Annotated in this window: 14 protein-coding genes and 1 riboswitch; of the genes, 2 read left to right on the top strand and 12 right to left on the bottom strand. The window is 33.8% G+C overall.

Annotation, left to right across the window (positions count from 1 at the left end; translation table 11 throughout):
* Window positions 1-242: 242 nt before the first annotated feature.
* From EQM13_RS05450 to thiD, 6 genes are all read right to left on the bottom strand, one after another.
* Window positions 243-1,658: an NCS2 family permease gene (locus EQM13_RS05450; protein WP_071140093.1), complete on the bottom strand. Its 1,416-nt coding sequence runs from the start codon at window positions 1,656-1,658 to the stop codon at window positions 243-245.
* Between the two features lie 442 nt (window positions 1,659-2,100).
* Window positions 2,101-2,274, bottom strand: coding sequence for a hypothetical protein (locus EQM13_RS18200; protein WP_161567177.1), 174 nt, complete (start codon window positions 2,272-2,274; stop codon window positions 2,101-2,103).
* Window positions 2,274-4,139: a heavy metal translocating P-type ATPase gene (locus EQM13_RS05445; protein WP_071140092.1), complete on the bottom strand. Its 1,866-nt coding sequence runs from the start codon at window positions 4,137-4,139 to the stop codon at window positions 2,274-2,276. The genes EQM13_RS18200 and EQM13_RS05445 overlap by 1 nt, the downstream gene beginning before the upstream one ends.
* Before the next feature lie 144 nt (window positions 4,140-4,283).
* Complete coding sequence (locus tag EQM13_RS05440; RefSeq protein WP_234958895.1) at window positions 4,284-4,577, bottom strand: metal-sensing transcriptional repressor; 294 nt, start codon at window positions 4,575-4,577, stop codon at window positions 4,284-4,286.
* A gap of 78 nt (window positions 4,578-4,655) precedes the next feature.
* Entirely contained in the window at window positions 4,656-6,554 is a 1,899-nt protein-coding gene (abc-f, locus tag EQM13_RS05435) for a ribosomal protection-like ABC-F family protein (RefSeq protein ID WP_206172862.1), read from the bottom strand.
* A 294-nt stretch (window positions 6,555-6,848) separates the two neighbouring features.
* Window positions 6,849-7,667: a bifunctional hydroxymethylpyrimidine kinase/phosphomethylpyrimidine kinase gene (gene thiD / locus EQM13_RS05430; protein ID WP_071140091.1), complete on the bottom strand. Its 819-nt coding sequence runs from the start codon at window positions 7,665-7,667 to the stop codon at window positions 6,849-6,851.
* A gap of 66 nt (window positions 7,668-7,733) precedes the next feature.
* Window positions 7,734-7,832: riboswitch (TPP riboswitch) on the bottom strand.
* 315 nt (window positions 7,833-8,147) lie between these two features.
* Here thiD and EQM13_RS05425 point away from each other — a divergent pair.
* Entirely contained in the window at window positions 8,148-9,800 is a 1,653-nt protein-coding gene (locus EQM13_RS05425; protein WP_071140090.1) for a Na/Pi cotransporter family protein, read from the top strand.
* A 97-nt stretch (window positions 9,801-9,897) separates the two neighbouring features.
* Here EQM13_RS05425 and EQM13_RS05420 read toward each other — a convergent pair whose 3' ends face one another.
* The 6 genes from EQM13_RS05420 to EQM13_RS05395 form a co-directional block, all read right to left on the bottom strand.
* On the bottom strand, window positions 9,898-10,335 hold the full coding sequence (locus tag EQM13_RS05420) for a DUF523 domain-containing protein (protein WP_128752157.1): 438 nt from the start codon (window positions 10,333-10,335) through the stop codon (window positions 9,898-9,900).
* 43 nt (window positions 10,336-10,378) lie between these two features.
* Window positions 10,379-10,900 carry a GNAT family N-acetyltransferase gene (locus EQM13_RS05415; protein WP_128752156.1) on the bottom strand — a complete coding sequence of 174 codons (522 nt, stop codon included), beginning with the start codon at window positions 10,898-10,900 and terminating at the stop codon, window positions 10,379-10,381.
* A 172-nt stretch (window positions 10,901-11,072) separates the two neighbouring features.
* Window positions 11,073-12,044, bottom strand: coding sequence for an L-lactate dehydrogenase (locus EQM13_RS05410; RefSeq protein WP_128752155.1), 972 nt, complete (start codon window positions 12,042-12,044; stop codon window positions 11,073-11,075).
* A gap of 213 nt (window positions 12,045-12,257) precedes the next feature.
* Window positions 12,258-13,595: a uracil-xanthine permease family protein gene (locus EQM13_RS05405; protein WP_128752154.1), complete on the bottom strand. Its 1,338-nt coding sequence runs from the start codon at window positions 13,593-13,595 to the stop codon at window positions 12,258-12,260.
* Between the two features lie 144 nt (window positions 13,596-13,739).
* Entirely contained in the window at window positions 13,740-14,609 is an 870-nt protein-coding gene (locus EQM13_RS05400) for a DegV family protein (protein WP_071140086.1), read from the bottom strand.
* Window positions 14,610-15,052: 443 nt separating this feature from the next.
* Complete coding sequence (locus EQM13_RS05395) at window positions 15,053-16,495, bottom strand: DDE-type integrase/transposase/recombinase (protein WP_128752149.1); 1,443 nt, start codon at window positions 16,493-16,495, stop codon at window positions 15,053-15,055.
* A 175-nt stretch (window positions 16,496-16,670) separates the two neighbouring features.
* Between EQM13_RS05395 and EQM13_RS05390 the strand changes: the two genes are divergently transcribed.
* Complete coding sequence (locus EQM13_RS05390; RefSeq protein ID WP_114217862.1) at window positions 16,671-17,807, top strand: aldo/keto reductase; 1,137 nt, start codon at window positions 16,671-16,673, stop codon at window positions 17,805-17,807.
* Window positions 17,808-17,817 lie beyond the last annotated feature (10 nt).

Here is a 17,817-nt window from a genome sequence, read left to right as displayed (position 1 = left end):
CGAGCCTAAAAATTGACTGATATTATCCGTAGTCATTCAATGGGTTGGTTTAAGGCGTACTTTAATAAGCCTATGAATTTAAAGATTTTATTTGCAGATTTTTCGGAACCTGCATTTTGTTTTTTTGCATAAAAAATGGCTGCTGCACAATGAATGAATAAAAATCATTGTGCAGCAGCCATTTTTTATAAAAATTTTTATTTAAAATTAGTTTATTTGTAATTATCCTTTTTTAATATTTACTATAATCCCTTTATTGCCAATAAAGCAAAGTTTAAAATGAAAAGTACTGCTGCTCCGTATAAAATAGGATGAACTTCTTTTGCTTTTCCTAAACATATTTTTACTATACAATAGAATATAAATCCTGCGGCTATTCCATAAGAAATATTATAAGCAAGAGTCATAATCAATACGGTAAAGAAAGCTGGAATAGCTTCCTCTAAATCACCCCATTTAATCTTTCCGAAGGATTCAGCCATTAAAACCCCTACTACAATAAGCGCCGGTGCTGTAGCTTGAGAAGGCACCATCCCTACTATAGAAGCAAAGGGCAGACATAGTAAAAACAAACATGCTACCACAACTGAAGTAAGGCCTGTACGCCCTCCGGCACCAATACCTGCTGCGCTTTCTACATATGTAGTGGCATTGGAAGTACCAAGTAAAGCACCTATTGATGTAGCTGTTGAATCTGCAAACAGAGCCTTGTCTATACGTGATTTAAATCCGTTACTTTGAAGAAGAGCTTTTTCATCTTCTTCATCAAATATGTTGCTTTTTCTTCCTGTTCCGATAAATGTCCCTATTGTATCAAATGTATCTGAAAGACTAAGCCCGAATATAGTAATAAGGACTAAAAATATATTTGAAGAATTTGCGAACATGCTTTTAAAACCGACATCTCCAAAGAAAGAACCCGCTACTTTATTTATTCCTCCGATTGCACTGATATCAAAAATTTTCTCGGGAATAGAAGTAATCCCCATAGGTATACCAATAAGTGTAGTTAAAACTATACCAATAAGAATCGATCCTTTAATTTTTAATACCATTAGAATAACCGTAATTACAAGCCCAATCAGTGCAAGAAGTACACCTTTGTTGCCGAAATTAACAAGGGCGGGAACTATTGAACTATTAGCAACAACGGTTTTACTATCCAAAAGAGCATAAGTACCCGGATCAGCAGTAAATTTTAAAAATCCTGCATTTTTCAATCCTATATAAGCAATAAACATACCGATTCCCCCGCTAATCGCTAATTGAAGACTTTGGGGTATAGACTTTATAATCTCTTTACGAACTTTGGTAACAGTTATAATAATGTTAATAATACCGCATATAAATACCATTGCTAAAGCTTCTTGCCATTTAAATCCCAACTGTCCGCATACTGTAAATGTAAAAAATGCATTAAGCCCCATTCCGGGAGCAACAGCATAAGGAACATTGGCAACTAAGGCCATTACAAGAGTTCCTATTACAGAAGCTAAAATAGTTGCTACGAATACACCGTTTCTATCCATGCCGGTAATTGACAAAATGTTTGGATTAACGAAGATAATATAAGCCATTGTAAAAAAAGTAGTAATACCTGCGATTATTTCTGTCCTGACATTTGTCCCTCTTTCATTTAACTGAAAAAACTTTTCCATTCTTAACTCCTCTCTTTCCATAATTATTATAATTCCTTAAAACATCAAACAAACTTCTCCAAGTTTTATTAATATATTACTTATATTATATAAAAATCTTTGTTTAGTCAAGATAAAAATGAACATCATTTTATGAATATATTTAAAAATCAAAATAAAAATTATGGCGATATTCCTCGAAATATACACAATATATCAATTAAATACAGATAAAAATTTATATTATAATAGTAAACATTAATAAGGATATATTCTATAATATCTCATTATTTGCCGAATATTTATTTTGTTTTTGCTTTTAATATTCAAACAAATTTAGAAAATATATTTTTATTGCTTGTGTTATATGAACATTTAATGTAATTCAAATAAAAAAAGGTTGCTGCAGTACAACAACCTTTTTTAGACTATTTAGTTATCTTCTGAACATACCTGTTTAATGTTATAAAAAGAATATACCGGAGACTACCAAAATTAGTATGCCGACAGCAATAAAAATACGATATATCTTTACAGAACTTTGATCATCTTTCTCCTTTATTAGATAATACGAACCCACTATAATTAAACCAGCTCCCACTAAAACACATAAAATAATCGATAAAATTCTCTTCATTATTTATTCCTCCATTTTAATAAAAGTGATGAATTTATAACAACTAAAACCGAACCAGCATTATGTAACAATGCACCAATTACCGGATTAAGGATTCCTGCCATTGCAAGAATTATGGAAACAAAGTTTAATCCCATAGAAAACGTCAAATTTATTTTAATAGTTTTCATAACCTTACGGGATAAAAGCAGCAAATAAGGAATGCTATCTATATTATCGTTAACAAGAGCAATGTCTGCCGCATCAATTGCTATATCACTTCCAATGCTGCCCATTGCTATGCCTATATAAGCCTTCTTCAATGCTAAGGCATCATTTATTCCATCGCCTATCATACAAATAAACTCATTTTTCTTTTGATATTGTTCTATCGCCAGCATTTTATCTTCCGGCAGACAATTAGCATATACATCGGGAATACCTGCTGTCTTTGCTATATGATTAGCTGCCTGTTCATTATCCCCGGTCAGTAAAAGGCTTTTTACTCCTATTTTGTTAATACTCTCTATCGTTACTGCCAAATTGTTACGAAGTATATCGGAGAAAGCAATTATGCCTGCAACCCAATTATCTATCGCCACATATATAATAGTACATCCGTTGTTTTTATATTTCTCTGCTGCACTTAATATTTCTTGGGGGATATCAATTGAACATTCTTTTAATAATTGTTCATTACCGGAAATAATTGTTTGATTACATATCTTTGCACTTACACCATGCCCGGCAATTATTTGAAAAGATGATGGTTCTTGAGGTAATGTATTAAACTTGGATTTAAAGTACTTTACTACGGTCTTCCCCAGCGGATGTTCTGAACGAAGCTCAGCGGATGCTGCTAAAGACAGCAATTCATCAGGGGTAATGTCCTTCTTGAAACTAACTATGTCAACAACAAAAGGTCTCCCATACGTCAACGTTCCTGTTTTATCAAAAGCAATCCGAGTCACTTTTGCGAGGCGTTCCAATGCATCCCCTTCTTTAACCAAAATACCATGCGTAGCAGCATTACCAATTCCCGCCATAATCGCAGTAGGTGTAGCCAATATTAATGCACATGGACAAAATACAACTAAAATAGTAACGGATCTAATAATCTCCTTGGTAAAAAACCAGGTAATTACAGCAGACATTAAGGCAATAACTACAATCCATGTTGCCCACCTATCGGCAATTCCCACAATTTCTGCTTTATCCGCATCAGCTGATTTTACCAATCGAATCATTCTTTGCAAGGAACTGTCTTGACCTACTCTAACAGCTTTCATATCAAAAGGACCAAATTGATTGACAGTACCGCTGAAAACCTCGTCACCTACCTCTTTATCAATAGGTAAAGATTCCCCTGTCATAACTGATTGATCAATAGAAGTTTGTCCACTGACAATGATTCCGTCTACTGCAATAGTTTCACCTGCAAGAACTCTCAATTTATCTCCGACTTGGACTTTCTCGGCAGATATAACACTCTCAACTCCGTCATTAATAACTCTTGCTGTCATAGGAGTTAAATGAATCAGTTTTTCAATTCCTGCACGTGCTTTTGCTCCCGTTCTCTCTTCCAATAGTGAACCGACGGCCATAATAAAAGCAATTTCACCGGCAGCGAAAATTTCCCCAATGAATATGGAAGCAACTAATGCCAAGGATACTAATAAATCTGCTTTTATGTCAAATTTAGTAAACAGTCCAATAGCCGCATCTTTCAAAATCGGTATTCCACAAAAAATAATTGCAACCCATGCTGCATCAACAGAAAAAATACTCAGGTGAAAAAAACTGATTATCAATGAAATAGCCGAAATTATAAGAAAAAATATGTCTCGCTTTTCCTTATTTTTATCAAAAATCTTTACAGATTCCATATGCTCACCTTCTTTCTTTACTATGTTACATACCTATACCCCTATATGTATATAATATAGGAAAAAAATAATTTTGTCAATAATAAAATACGGGTCATAAAAAAACAGCCGTTATATTCTAACAACTGTTCTTTGTTATTTATGCTAAGACATTCTCGAAAAATGCTCTATTGCTTTTGCAAATTGAGCAATAGTTTTTTCTGCATCTCCGTGCTCGATTCCATCTCTTACGCAATGGTTTAAATGACCTTCTAATATAATCTGCCCCACTTTATGCATTGCACTTTTGGCAGCATTGATTTGAATCAGAATATCTTCACATGGAACATCTTGATCAATCATTTTATCTATGGCATTTATCTGACCAGCAATTTTCTTGATTCGTCTATGCAAATTATCCGCATCCATACATTGACGCATTTTATCGCCTACTTTCATACTTAATCACCATTAGATTATAATTATAAATTATCATTGATATGTTTTTCTGTCAAGAAAAATACATATAGTATTCATCTATTGTAACTTTTCCCATTCAAGAAATACTTCTTCAAATTGCATCTCTAATGTTTCTTTTTCATTAAACAGTTCACTAAGCCGTACCGCATTTGAATTATTTAAATTCATAAGTTCATCAATAAGATTTAATTTTTCTTCAATGGAATTCATTTCTTCTTCCAATTTTTTTAATTTCTGGTTCTTATCCGGCATTTTAACTTTCTTCTCGGGTGTTTTCCGAACTTCTTTTATATTTTCCTTCGGAAATTCAACTTCCAGATCCTTCTTTTTCTCTTCCAAATATTCATCATAATTCATTGGGTATAATTTTCCATTTCCATTGTCCAATACCATGATTTTATCGGCAATCTTTCTTATAAAATATCTGTCATGGGAAACAAATAATAGAGTTCCGTCATAGTCCGTTAAAGTTTCTTCCAATACTTCTCTCGAATCCATGTCTAAATGATTGGTAGGCTCATCTAAAATCATAAAATTTACCTCTTCATATAATAAAGAACATAATTTCAGCCGCCTTTTTTCTCCTCCTGATAAGGTTCTAATTTTCTTATTTACATCCTCCTGAAAATATAAAACTTTAGCCAGTTCTGATCTTGCCTCACTTACAGTAACTTTGTGCTCCTCTATAAAATATTCAAGTAATGTTTTTTCTTCATCTCTAAAAATTACATTCTGAGGAAGATAACCTATTTTTATACTGGCTCCCAAGGAAACGCAACCTTTATCTGCCGGTATCTTTCCCAAAATAATTTTCAGTAAAGTGGTTTTTCCGCTTCCGTTATTTCCCATTATACATAATCTATCCTGATAAAATAGCGTAAAGGACAAATCAGAGAACAACATTTTTTCTCCAAAGGATTTCTCAATCATCTCCGCTTTAAGAACAATTTTCCCAGAACGTTGCGCCTTTTGGTGAGGTAATCTGATCTTTCTGCTTTCCAACACGGGACGGTCCAATACTTCTATTTTGCCTAAACGTTTTTCAATTTCTTTAGCACGTTTATACATAACTTCACTATCTCTCATTTTTCCCCATATTCTAAATCTTTGAACCTGCTTTTCCATTGTATCGATTTTTTTCTGTTGATTTTGGTATGCCTTATACTCCAATAAAAATCGTCTTTCTCTCTCTGCTGTATAATCACTGTAATTCCCATCATATAATTCCGCTTTGTCAGAATGCAACTCTATAATTCTGTTCACTACATTATCGAGAAAACATCTGTCATGGGAAATGACTAATACAACTCCTTTATAATTTTTTAGAAACTCTTCCAACCACTCAACAGAAGAAATATCCAAATGATTGGTAGGTTCATCCATAAGAAGAATGTCCGGTTCTTCCAAAAGAAGTTTTCCCAGCATAACCCTCGTCTTTTCTCCTCCGCTTAATTCTTCAAATCTCATTTTCCTATATGAATCCGCAATATTTAGCCCATTATATATTTTGTTTATACGGGTTTCAACTTCGTATCCCCCGTTTATCTCATATTGTTCCATAAGATACCCGTATCTTTTTAATACTTTATCTAAATTTCCTCCCTTCAATTTTTTTATTTTCTGCTCAACAGATTTCATTTCCTTCTTGATTTCCCAAAGTTTCTGAAAAGCCAGTTCAAATATTTCCATAACAGTCGTATCCGGCTTGAATTCAAATATTTGATCTAAATATCCAACCTTTGTATCCTTACTGAAATTTATACTCCCTCCCTGATAATCTTCAGCTCCTATGAGAATCTTCATCAATGTGGTTTTCCCGCATCCGTTTTTTCCGATAAGCCCTATTCTCTCGTTTGTCTTCAATTCAAAGGATATATTTTCAAATATTTTATTTGCACCATAATATTTAATTAAATTATTTATACTGCATTCAATCATTATTATCTTCCTTTCCATATTTATTACGCTGCAAACGTCCTTTTCCCACCCGACCATAAAATATATATAAAAAAACCCAAAGCCAAAATTAGCCTTGGGTTCCACTGGACATGTTTAAATATGTTTATCCCTCAATACTAATATGGTTTTTGCAGCTTGAATCTATTTTTGGACGCACCTATCCCGTAAAGAGAAAAATTTGCGTTAATATTCGATTCAAATACAATCCATCTTAATATTGTGCTCATTTAGTAAAGCTCCCCTTAATAATTTAAATACCTTCTTTAATTATATGTAAGAAATATAGTACTGTCAATTATTTTTGATGATAGTTTTGGTCAATCCATTTTGATATAAATCATAAAAATGGTGGGTAGGACCGCAGCCTTTACCAATAGCAAGTGAATGACGAATGGCAGTTGTGACATATTCCTTTGCTCTCCTTACAGCTTCCTGCAAATCAAATCCCAAAGATAAGTTGGAAGCAATGGCAGAAGAATATGTACAGCCTGTACCATGGGTATTTTTTGTATTGATACGTTGTGCTCTGAAATAATAAAACTGTTTGCCATCATATAGAATATCCAAGGCATCTCCAACAGCATGACCTCCCTTGACCAGCACATTTTTCACTCCCAAATCATATATATATTTTGCCCCTTGTTCCATATCTTCAGCAGAATTTATCTGTATTCCGGAAATTCTTTCTGCTTCCGGAATATTTGGTGTAAGAACATCTGCCAGGGGAAGTATTTCATGAATCAGTATATCAATGGCACTGGGATTCATGAGAGGACACCCATTTTTAGCATACATAACGGGATCGATCACTACATTTTGGGGTTTATACTCCTTAAGTTTACGTGCTACAGCTTTCATACAACAAGGCTGAGAAAGCATACCCACTTTTACGGCATCTACCCCGATATCCTCAAAAACGGCATCAATCTGTTTTTCAATCATCTCAGGAGCAACATCCTGTATATCAATAACACGGGATGTATTCTCCGCAACTACCGATACGATTACGCTCATGCCGTAAACGCCATGGGCCGCAAAGGTTTTAAGATCAGCTTGAATTCCCGCACCGCCGCTACAATCAGAGCCGGCAATTGTAAGAACTTTTTCCAAATTTATCTCCTCCTATAAATTAAAAATGGCACCTGCCGATCTTGGCAAGCACCATTTATTAAATACAATCATACAAATTTTGCTTCCCTACGCCAGTCTTAACTAACAGGTTCAAAGGGTCAGGTTTTACCTTCTCAACTCAAAGGAGTCCCCCCGCAAATATCTTTTGTTAATTATAATAACACTTTTTACTTTCAGAATCAATTGCTTCATGATAAATTTATCTATAATAATGCATATAATTAATATATTAACACTTTCCTGAATGAAAATCATAATAGGCATCTTCCATATTTTCGTGTTGATAAGTTTTTTTATTTGCTGTATAGTTATTATGTAATATAATGAAAAGGTATCCATTAAAGCATTAATATATTAACAAAAACTTTTTTTGAAATCCATTTAGGGTCAAGTCTGTAATAAGACAAAATAGAATTTTTTTATGGGTTATAAAAATAATTTATAGTTTGGGGGAAATTTATGACAGAGTTAATTTATGGTTTAATTGGAGGCACTGCCTTATTAATGTATGGAGTCGACAAAATGGGAGACGGGCTTGAAAAGGCTTCCGGTGAAATGATGAAAAAAATGCTTTCCGTTCTGACAGGAAGAATATGGAGTGCGTTTTTAGTCGGTACTTTTCTGACAGCCCTTGTTCAAAGCAGTACCGCAGTGACTGTACTAACTGTAGGTTTTGTCAATGCGGGTCTTATGAATTTTTCTCAAGCCATAGGAATAATATACGGAGCTAATATCGGCACTACTATAACGGCTCAACTTATGGCCTTGAGTTTTGATTTTAAGCTAACGGATATAGCTCTTCCAATACTCGGAATTGGTTTCGGAATAAATTTTTTCAGTAAAAATAAAACCGCCAAAAATATCGGTAATGCAATTATGGGTTTTGGAATGATGTTCTTAGGGCTAAAAATATTAAACAGCGGAGTACCGTATATGGAACACAGTAAAACTTTAAGGTACTTCTTTGAGACCTACGCATCCGTTCCCGTTATAGGAATATTACTGGGTGCTTTTGCTACTGCTATGGTTCACAGTAGTAGTGCCACTGTAGGTTTAGTAATGATATTGGGAAAAGCAAATCTAATAAATTTAAAGTCTGCTGTCTGTATTATGCTGGGAGATAATATAGGCACTTGTATTACCGCTCAGCTTGCGAGCTTGACAGGAAACATAAATGCCAGAAGAACAGCCTGGGCACATACTATCTATAATATTTCCGGTGTCTTGATTGCTGCTTTAATTTTGCCTCAATTTGTTCATGCAATACAAATTGTTACAAATTACATACAACCTAACGCAGATATAGGAGCTCAAATAGCAAATTCTCATACAATATTTAATGTCTTAAGTGCCCTTATATTTTTGCCTATAACTAAATACTATGTAAGATTCTTAGAGACTATAATTAAAGATAAAGGACCTAACTATGAAAGCCCTTCCATATACTTGGACAAACTCCTTTTAGATACTCCTGTTGCTGCTTTTAAAGCTATCATATCAGAAATAACAAGAGGCGCAGAAATATCTGAACAGATGCTGAAGGATGTAATGGAAGCCTTTTACGACAATGAACTTGATAAGATAAATAAAGTTCATGAATATGAAGAAACAGTAAATCAAATGCAAAAAGATATTACTACTTATATAGTTGAATTATCTAAAAGAGCTCTTTCAGATTCGGGTTCCATAATGGTACCGGCAATGATAACCAGTATTAACAACATAGAAAGAATAGGAGACCATGCTGAAGACATTGTAAAACTTATAGAAATCAAAGTTGAAAAAAAACTTGTGTTTTCAAACGAAGCAATAGATGAACTTCATGAGCTTCAAAATGTAGTCATCAAAATGTATGATAATACTATAAAAGTTTTAAAAGAAAAAGACATTCCCCTTTTAATAGAAACTTTAAAGCTTGAGGACAAAGCCGATGACCTATGTAAAGAATTTTCCAATGCTCATGTGAAAAGGTTAGAAAATGGAACTTGTTCTGTAGAATCAGGAATTATATTTTTAAACATTATAACTCATTTTGAAAGAATTGCCGATCATATATATAAAATATGTTTAGCTTCTAAAGATGAACTGCAAGGAATACCAAGAAATAATTAGAGAAATTTATAAGAAAGGCTTCCATTAATATATTGTGTTTTAATGGAAGCCTTTCTTGAAACCCATTTTACGGAAAGTATATTAAGGTAAGTGGGGTTTATAATTTATGTATATCTTCTTCCGTATAAACTTCAATACCGTTTTTGATTAGAAGTTCAGACGTTATTCCGTTCCCCGGAACTACTCTCCCTGAAAATGTTCCATTATATATAAGTCCACAACCGCAGGAAGGGCTTTTTGATTTTAATATTGCCTTTTTTATACCCATAGCTTTTGCTATGGATAAAACTCTATTTCCACCTTCAGTAAATTCTTTGGTAAGATCCTTCCCATCTCTCCTGATTACTTTTCTGTTTCCTCTTTCATCTATAATAATCTCACATGGAAGCCTCGGAGTACATAATCCCGATAATTGCTCGGGACATAGGGCAATAGCCTTGCCCTGATTGATCAATTCAATTATACCTTCATTTCCTTTGCTTTTTCCGTCATACCTGCAATTAAAACCTGCCAAACATAAACTTACCAAATACATTTTATCGCCTCTTTCTTTATTAATACATATCAGGGAATATAATCTATTTTGTCTTGTTTATAACATATAAATAATGAATCATGTCCATATTGTAATAATGCTTTGTAAACTGCTTTTCAATTTTCATTCCTACTCTTTCGGCAACATGCTGAGAAGCATAATTATTATCACGTATAATACTTACAACCCTCTTTTTATTTAATACATTAAAAGCATATTCTTTGCAGGCAATTGCTCCTTCTGTAGCATAACCTTTATGCCAAAATTTTCTTTTAAGTAAATATCCTATTTCAAGCTCCTGTTTGTTCTCTACATTCTGCATGGTAAGTCCTATCTGCCCTATAAAGCAATTGGTATTTCTATCAACCACAGCCCATAATCCAAACCCAAAATTTTTATATCTTCGGAATTGATTATTAAGCCAATTTCTCACTTCCTCGTCACTAAAAGCATGTTCATATGCATACATGGTTTTCTCATCCTGCAGAATCTCACATAGATCATCATAATCTTCCCAAGCCAATTCACGTAGATAAGTTCTTTCTGTTTCCAAAATCCTTTTCAACTCTTTGCACCCCCTATCTACGTTCTATTATAATTTAACTTCAACATCATTTCCATATAAATAAAAAAGGCTTCTATTGAAGCATTATAAACTAATGAAGCCTTTCTTTGAAATTCATTTAAAGTCAAGTGTAAATTAATGAAAAACAGCTTTGAAAAGCTATTCTTAAAAATTATTTTTCAAGTCCAACGGATTTAATTGTTTTCAATACACTTTCTGCACTTTCCTTGAGCTTATTAATCTCATCGTCGGAAAGAGGCACTTGAATCCTTTTTTCTATACCGTTCTTCCCTATAATAGTGGGAATACTCAGTGCCACATCTCTTAATCCATACTCGCCCTCAAGAGTTGAGGAAACAGGCAAAATAGTACGCTCATTAAGCAAAACTGCCTCTGCAAGTCTGCAGGCAGCCATTGCAATTCCTGAATTAGTATATCCTTTCATATTAAGTACGCTATAAGCAACTTCCACTACTTCTGAAGCTACATTATCACAGTCGAGATGTTCTTTCGGATTAAAATATTTATCAAGATCATCATAAGAGATGCCTGCGATTCTCAAAAGACTCCATGCCGGGAATGCAGAATTCCCGTGTTCCCCCATCATATACCCTTGTACGCTTTTGGGATCTACATTATATTTATCCGCAATAATTCTTTTGAATCGAGCTGAATCAAGGCTTGTTCCCGTTCCAAATATTTTATTCTTAGAATATCCGAAAAAGTTCTGTGCATAATATACCATAACATCCAAGGGATTAGTAATAATTATAATTACTGCATCTTTAGTATATTTTGTTATGGAGCTAATAATCTCCTTCATTACCGGTACATTTTGAGACGCAAGAGCCAGTCTGTCTAATTTCTTAATATCCTTATTAGGCATTATGCTGGGACCTGCCGATATAATGATAATATCCGCATCTTTACATTCTTCATATCCTCCTGAGCGGATGTTTACATTATTAATATAATCCGAAGATGTAAAGTGACTGATATCAAGAGCTTCCCCTTTAGCTTTGCTTTCAATTTTGTCAATAGCAACAATTTCAGAAAATAATTTTAAAGATGCAGCACAGTTAAGTACCTGAGAACCCACATGTCCAACGCCTACCACTACAAGTTTGCTTCTTATTGAACCCATATATATTCCTCCATCAATATTGTATAGTATAAAATAGAAACAACATTTTTAACTATTTTAACTATCATACTACTTAGTTTTATATATATCAACTTGTCCCATACATGGAAATCGTTATCCAAATATAATAAATTTAAAAAAATAAAACAACCAACAAACTTATTGAATGTTTGCTGATTGCCTTTTGATTATCGGAAAATAAATATATATTTTCTAATTTTCATCAGTAGTTTTTTTCTCTCCTATAGAAAGAATAAGATTAAGTATAATTCCTGCAATTGCTGCTGTTGCAATAGCGGGTAACTTAATCCCAAAGAAAGGAATCATATTGTCAGGGAAACCATAATGTCCTCCAAGACCTATAACTAATATTATTGCAATAACCGAAAGGTTTTTAGTATTAAATAAATCAACCTTTTTATTTATCATAATGGCAATTCCCTGAGCGCCGATAACTCCAAAGAGAAATATACATGCACCATTAATTACAGAAGATGGCACCGAATTTATAGCATTGGATAAAGGTTCAAAGAATGAAAATATCATTGCCATAATTGATGCCACTTTGAGCATTGCAACTGAAAAATTTTTAGTAATTGCCATAGTAGATATATTCTCTCCGTAATTTGTGCCTGCCGGCCCTCCGAACATTGATGCAACAATATCTCCTATACCGTCTCCTATTAAGTTAAGACCAAGTTTATCTGCAATTTTATATTCGCCTTTTCCTTTCTTTCGAGAAAGATCATTTATATATACATCAAGTTGGAATAAGTGAGCAGTAGATTCAGGAATTGTTGCAATAGCTATAGGCATTATTGCCGCAACGGACATCCAATTTGGAGTGGGTAACGTGAAATGAGGAACCATAAAAATATTACCTGTGAATATTTGAGAGAAATCGACTAAACCAAGAGGTATACTAACAATATAACCGACAATTATTCCGAAAAGAATGGGAAGTTGTCCTAAAACTCCTTTTAAGTATACCGAAAAAATAACAGTGGCAAGAAGAGTAACAATAGCAGCAATGGAAGAAGCGTTATTGGTAAGACCTGTTGTCGCATCATATCCCAGAGCACTTGTTATTGCTGTACCTGCAAGGGATATTCCTATTACCATAGCAATGGACCCTGTAACGGTAGGTGGCAAAACCTTTTCGATATATTTCATCCCAAATCGGTTAACAATAACTCCTGCTAAAATTGAAACAAATCCTGAACAAATAATTCCGAACTGGGCCTGAGAAATAAGGGCATCTGGGGCAACAACTCCAAATTTGGCTCCCGTAATCCCACATATAGCAGCAATATAGGAAAAGCTGGAGCCATAATAAAGAGGTATCTTCCCTTTAGTTATAAACAAGAAGCACAAAGTTGCCAACCCGCTGGCAAATATTGTAGTAGATACATGAAACCCCGTAAGAAGTGCTACTGTTACCGTTGCCGGAAACATAACCAAAATTTGCTGCAGCGAAAAGAGCAAAAGTTTCCCCGTTGAAGGAGTTTCATCAGGTAAATAACCTATAATTTTTGAGTTTGAATCAGTCATATACACATCTCTCCTTTGTTTAATATTATGCACAACAAAAATACATACTATGAGACATAGTACATGTTTCATCAAACTTTGTCAATAAAAATTTGAATAAATTTAATTAATTTTTTAATTTATTTTGATAAATTCCATCATTAACTAATCTATGTATAATTTAGGCTTAAGGTTTAGAAAAAATACTCCAACACCGCCTATCCCCAGATGAGCTCCCAATACACATCCTATTTTTTCAATCATAGTATTTGAAATGCCTATCTTTTCTTTCAAAAGTTCTACTACCTCCTGAGCCGTTTGCAAATCATCAGCATGACTTATTCCCACAATTTGGTTTGGAAAATTTTTAATTCTTTGAGCAACCAGATCCACAATAGCACGAAGTGCTTTTTTCTTTCCTCTAACCACGCCGATAACTTTCAAATGTCCATTTTGCACGTCCAACAAAGGCCTAAGATTTAAAATGCTCCCGGTTTTTGCTGCTATTTTGCTTATCCTTCCTCCTTTTAAAAGCCAAGATAAGTCCGAAATTACAAAAATATGTTCTATATGTTTTACCATAAAATTTACTTGTTCTAATATTTCAGAAATTTCATACCCCTTATCTGCTAATTTAGCAGCCTGTAGTGCTATAATCCCCGTTGCAAAGGAACCGGATTTTGAATCAACCACTTCCATATGAACTTTGGGATATCGGTCTTTAATTTCCTTTTGTATCATCTTTGCCAAATCAAACGTACCTGAAAGGGCTGAAGAAAATGCCAAATATATAAAATCATATGTTTTTTTGGCATAATCAATAAATGTATTATATATTTCCTCAGGATATATCTGTGATGTTCTGGGAACAACTCCTTTTTTCATATACTCATACACCTGATCCGTCTGTATGTCAACTCTATCTCTATATTCCACATCATTAATCAGAACATTGAGAGGCATCACTTTAATATCGTATTCCTTCAGTATATCTTGGGGCAAATCACAAGTACTATCTACAATAATTTTAATCATTTAACAACACACCTCCCATCGAAAAATTTGTATTACAAATCATTATTTTTGATTATAGCATATTTTAACCTTTTATCCAATATAAATATATTTTAATTCCTAATTCAAATTATTCACTATTGACTTGTAAGAAATTGGAGTATTACAATATAATTATTATATAAGATAGTGTAAAGTAGCCTATGAAAAACAGAGTCAAAGAAATTAGGCTCAAATGAACCTAGAAAATTGCAAAATATATTTAAACTTGGTGCGCCGCCACCCTTGACAGCATGCCAAAACAATGCTGCGTAATATTTACCGACGGCGAAGAAACTCAAGAACAGAGAATTTATTGTGCCGTCTTAACAATATTGTAGCATTGTATTTGTCCTGCCATCAAGGGCAAGCCCTAAAGGGTGGCTGGATTACCTCTGGCTCTGAAATCTAAGAACAGATAGAAATCAAGATGCAGGATTTTCTTGCATATTGAGAATAACCTGTTGTCCTAGAAAAATCAAAAGTTGCCATTTGCCAGGCATATTGCCAGCATTCTTAAGCATTTCAACTTCATTTAAAGGACGACTCCTTCTATACAGTTCATGAGGACGTAGGAAGTTGTAGTAGGCAACCCAAAGATTTACACCATAATAAGCACCATCATCAGTACCATAACCACATGTAACACGATAAGAGGCTTTAAAAGTGCGGTTAAGACGTTCAATCTTTTGTTTAAAGGGGCGATACTCCTTGGATACAGTATCATCGTTAGTCAGACCAATAACTTGTGTAACATCAAAGTCCCAATCCTTCTCAATCTTAAATTGTTGAGCAGCCAAAGGATAAGCACTGTAACCATCAGATATAAATTTTAAAGCTTTACCAGGGAATTCTTTAAATTTATCAAAAGCCATTCTCATGGTAAGTATACAAGGTCCGACATCACGACTATTAGAGACTTGATAACCAAGAATAGAGCGGGAAACAGTGTCCATGATGAGCCAAACATAACCTTTGAGCCCCTTAATCTTGATATAGGTTTCATCAGCAGCTAGGTTATTTGAAGGATTGTAATCAAAGGCATCCACAAAGGGTTTGATAATAACTGAGGCAGTTCTAGCATAGTTGGCAACCATAGTGTGTGAAATATTGATATTATGAATTTCACGCATAGCTTCAGCAGTTTTGCGAAGGGAAAGACCAAGATTAACATGATAAGTTAAACAAAGCCCCATAATATGAGCATTGTTCTTTCTGTATTTAAAACTTGTAGCCCAAGAAGGTAGCTCGTTCAAATCCATAGAAAAGAAATCTAGCGTAAATTCACGATAGATGTAATGAAGCTTGTATTTGTGCTTCTCACTAGGATCTAAGTCCTTAGGAAGTTGTTTTAAATTGCTTTTGTAATACGAACAATTTTTATTGACACATTTATGCACAATAAAGTGTTTACGGTCTTTTTTAGCAACTAAAGCATGTCCACAATAAGGGCAAATAAGAACTAAAGGAGAAGTTGCTTGTTCACCCGCAATAAAAGTTTGACCACAGACTTTGCATTGGTATTGGCCTTTGCCACCATTGTTATCATAAATGTATTGATGAGGGGCACCACATAAAGGGCATACAATCTCTTCGGGTATAGTTTTGCCATTACGACGCTGAACTGGCTTAATAGGCTTATTGTATTTCCAAAGATAGTATTCGAGCAGAAAACTGTAATCCTGCTTAAAGAACTTTTTGATTATTGGGAGCTTATCTATTTTAAATTTCTGATAAGAAGGACTTTTAGAATCATCAAAAGCCCATTGTTTAAGAGGAATATATTTTGCGATAAATAGGGTTAATTCATAAATTTGATTAAGTAAGTATTGATTATATACAAGTAAATAGGTTATAATTTGAGACATAACAATGATCACCTTTTCTATAAATTTTGTGTGTAGTAACTCAAATTATAACAGAAAATAGGGGGTCATTGTTTTTATTTTATAAAAAACTCTGTAACCCTTGATAATATAAGGCTTTAATAAAAAAAGAGGGGTGTCTTATTGACACTACCTTATATAAGGGGAGGGTATTAATATGTTAAAAAGAAATTACAAAAATACCAATTTATCTATTTCAGTATTAGGTTTAGGATGTATGAGACTTCCAAAGATAAATCCCGATAAAGGTGATATCGATTATGAAAAAGCACAGGAAATAATCGATTATGCTATTACTCACGGTATCAACTATTTTGATACGGCGTATATGTATCATGATGGCACATCAGAAAAATTTTTAGGCCATGCTCTTAAAAAATATGACAGAAGCAGTTATTTTTTAACTACCAAGATGCCCGTATGGATGGTCGATACTCCTAAGGATATAGAAAGAATTTTCAATGATCAATTGGAAAAGCTTCAAACAGATTACCTTGATTTTTATCTGCTTCATTCCTTAACAAAAGAGCATTTTAAAAAATGCAAGGAATTTAAGTTATATGATTTTTTATCAGAAAAAAAAGAAAAGGGAATAATACGTCATTTGGGATTTTCTTTTCATGATACCCCCGATGTTTTAAGAGAAATCTGTGATACTTATGAATGGGATGTAGTACAAATACAATTAAATTATCTCGACTGGGAAGTACAGGATGCTAAACAGCAATATGAAATATTGGAACAGCGCCATATCCCCTGTATCATCATGGAACCCGTTCGAGGCGGAGCTTTAGCAAGTCTTTGCGATACGTCAAATAAGATATTTAAAGCGGCAAGACCGGATAAGAGCATTGCATCTTGGGCAATTCGATATGCAGCAACCTTGCCGAATGTTATGACTGTTTTAAGCGGGATGTCTACTATGGACCAAATTATTGATAATGTTAACACCATGACAAATTTCGAACCGTTAAACTCAGAAGATTATAAAACCATTGAAAAATCAGTGGCTGCATATAAGACCAATATTACCATTCCCTGTACCGGATGCCGTTACTGTATGCCTTGTCCCCAAGGTGTGAGCATCCCCAAAATATTTAAATTATATAATGAATATGCAATTAGCAAAAACAAAGACGGTTATAAAACATCATATAATAAAGTGCCCGAATCTGAAAGAATTAACAATTGTATTGCCTGTGGTAAATGCGCTACTCATTGTCCCCAGTCAATTGAAATTCCGGAAAAATTAAAAACGATTAAAAATTTAACGGAAGAATTGTTTGCCAAATAAAAAATATCCT

The organism is Acidilutibacter cellobiosedens (assembly GCF_004103715.1).
GTDB lineage: Bacteria > Bacillota > Clostridia > Tissierellales > Acidilutibacteraceae > Acidilutibacter > Acidilutibacter cellobiosedens.
The sequence above is the reverse complement of the archived record's forward strand: the minus strand, read 5'-3'. Positions and strand labels throughout refer to the sequence as shown.

What these genes read in the sequence shown, in the direction of transcription:
- EQM13_RS05450 (WP_071140093.1), bottom strand. Translation starts at nt 1,658, where the DNA reads ATGGAAAAGTTTTTTCAGTTAAATGAAAGAGGGACAAATGTCAGGACA.
- EQM13_RS18200 (WP_161567177.1), bottom strand. Translation starts at nt 2,274, where the DNA reads ATGAAGAGAATTTTATCGATTATTTTATGTGTTTTAGTGGGAGCTGGT.
- EQM13_RS05445 (WP_071140092.1), bottom strand. Translation starts at nt 4,139, where the DNA reads ATGGAATCTGTAAAGATTTTTGATAAAAATAAGGAAAAGCGAGACATA.
- EQM13_RS05440 (WP_234958895.1), bottom strand. Translation starts at nt 4,577, where the DNA reads ATGAAAGTAGGCGATAAAATGCGTCAATGTATGGATGCGGATAATTTG.
- abc-f (WP_206172862.1), bottom strand. Translation starts at nt 6,554, where the DNA reads ATGGAAAGGAAGATAATAATGATTGAATGCAGTATAAATAATTTAATT.
- EQM13_RS05425 (WP_071140090.1), top strand. Translation starts at nt 8,148, where the DNA reads ATGACAGAGTTAATTTATGGTTTAATTGGAGGCACTGCCTTATTAATG.
- EQM13_RS05420 (WP_128752157.1), bottom strand. Translation starts at nt 10,335, where the DNA reads ATGTATTTGGTAAGTTTATGTTTGGCAGGTTTTAATTGCAGGTATGAC.
- EQM13_RS05410 (WP_128752155.1), bottom strand. Translation starts at nt 12,044, where the DNA reads ATGGGTTCAATAAGAAGCAAACTTGTAGTGGTAGGCGTTGGACATGTG.
- EQM13_RS05405 (WP_128752154.1), bottom strand. Translation starts at nt 13,595, where the DNA reads ATGACTGATTCAAACTCAAAAATTATAGGTTATTTACCTGATGAAACT.
- EQM13_RS05400 (WP_071140086.1), bottom strand. Translation starts at nt 14,609, where the DNA reads ATGATTAAAATTATTGTAGATAGTACTTGTGATTTGCCCCAAGATATA.
- EQM13_RS05395 (WP_128752149.1), bottom strand. Translation starts at nt 16,495, where the DNA reads ATGTCTCAAATTATAACCTATTTACTTGTATATAATCAATACTTACTT.
- EQM13_RS05390 (WP_114217862.1), top strand. Translation starts at nt 16,671, where the DNA reads ATGTTAAAAAGAAATTACAAAAATACCAATTTATCTATTTCAGTATTA.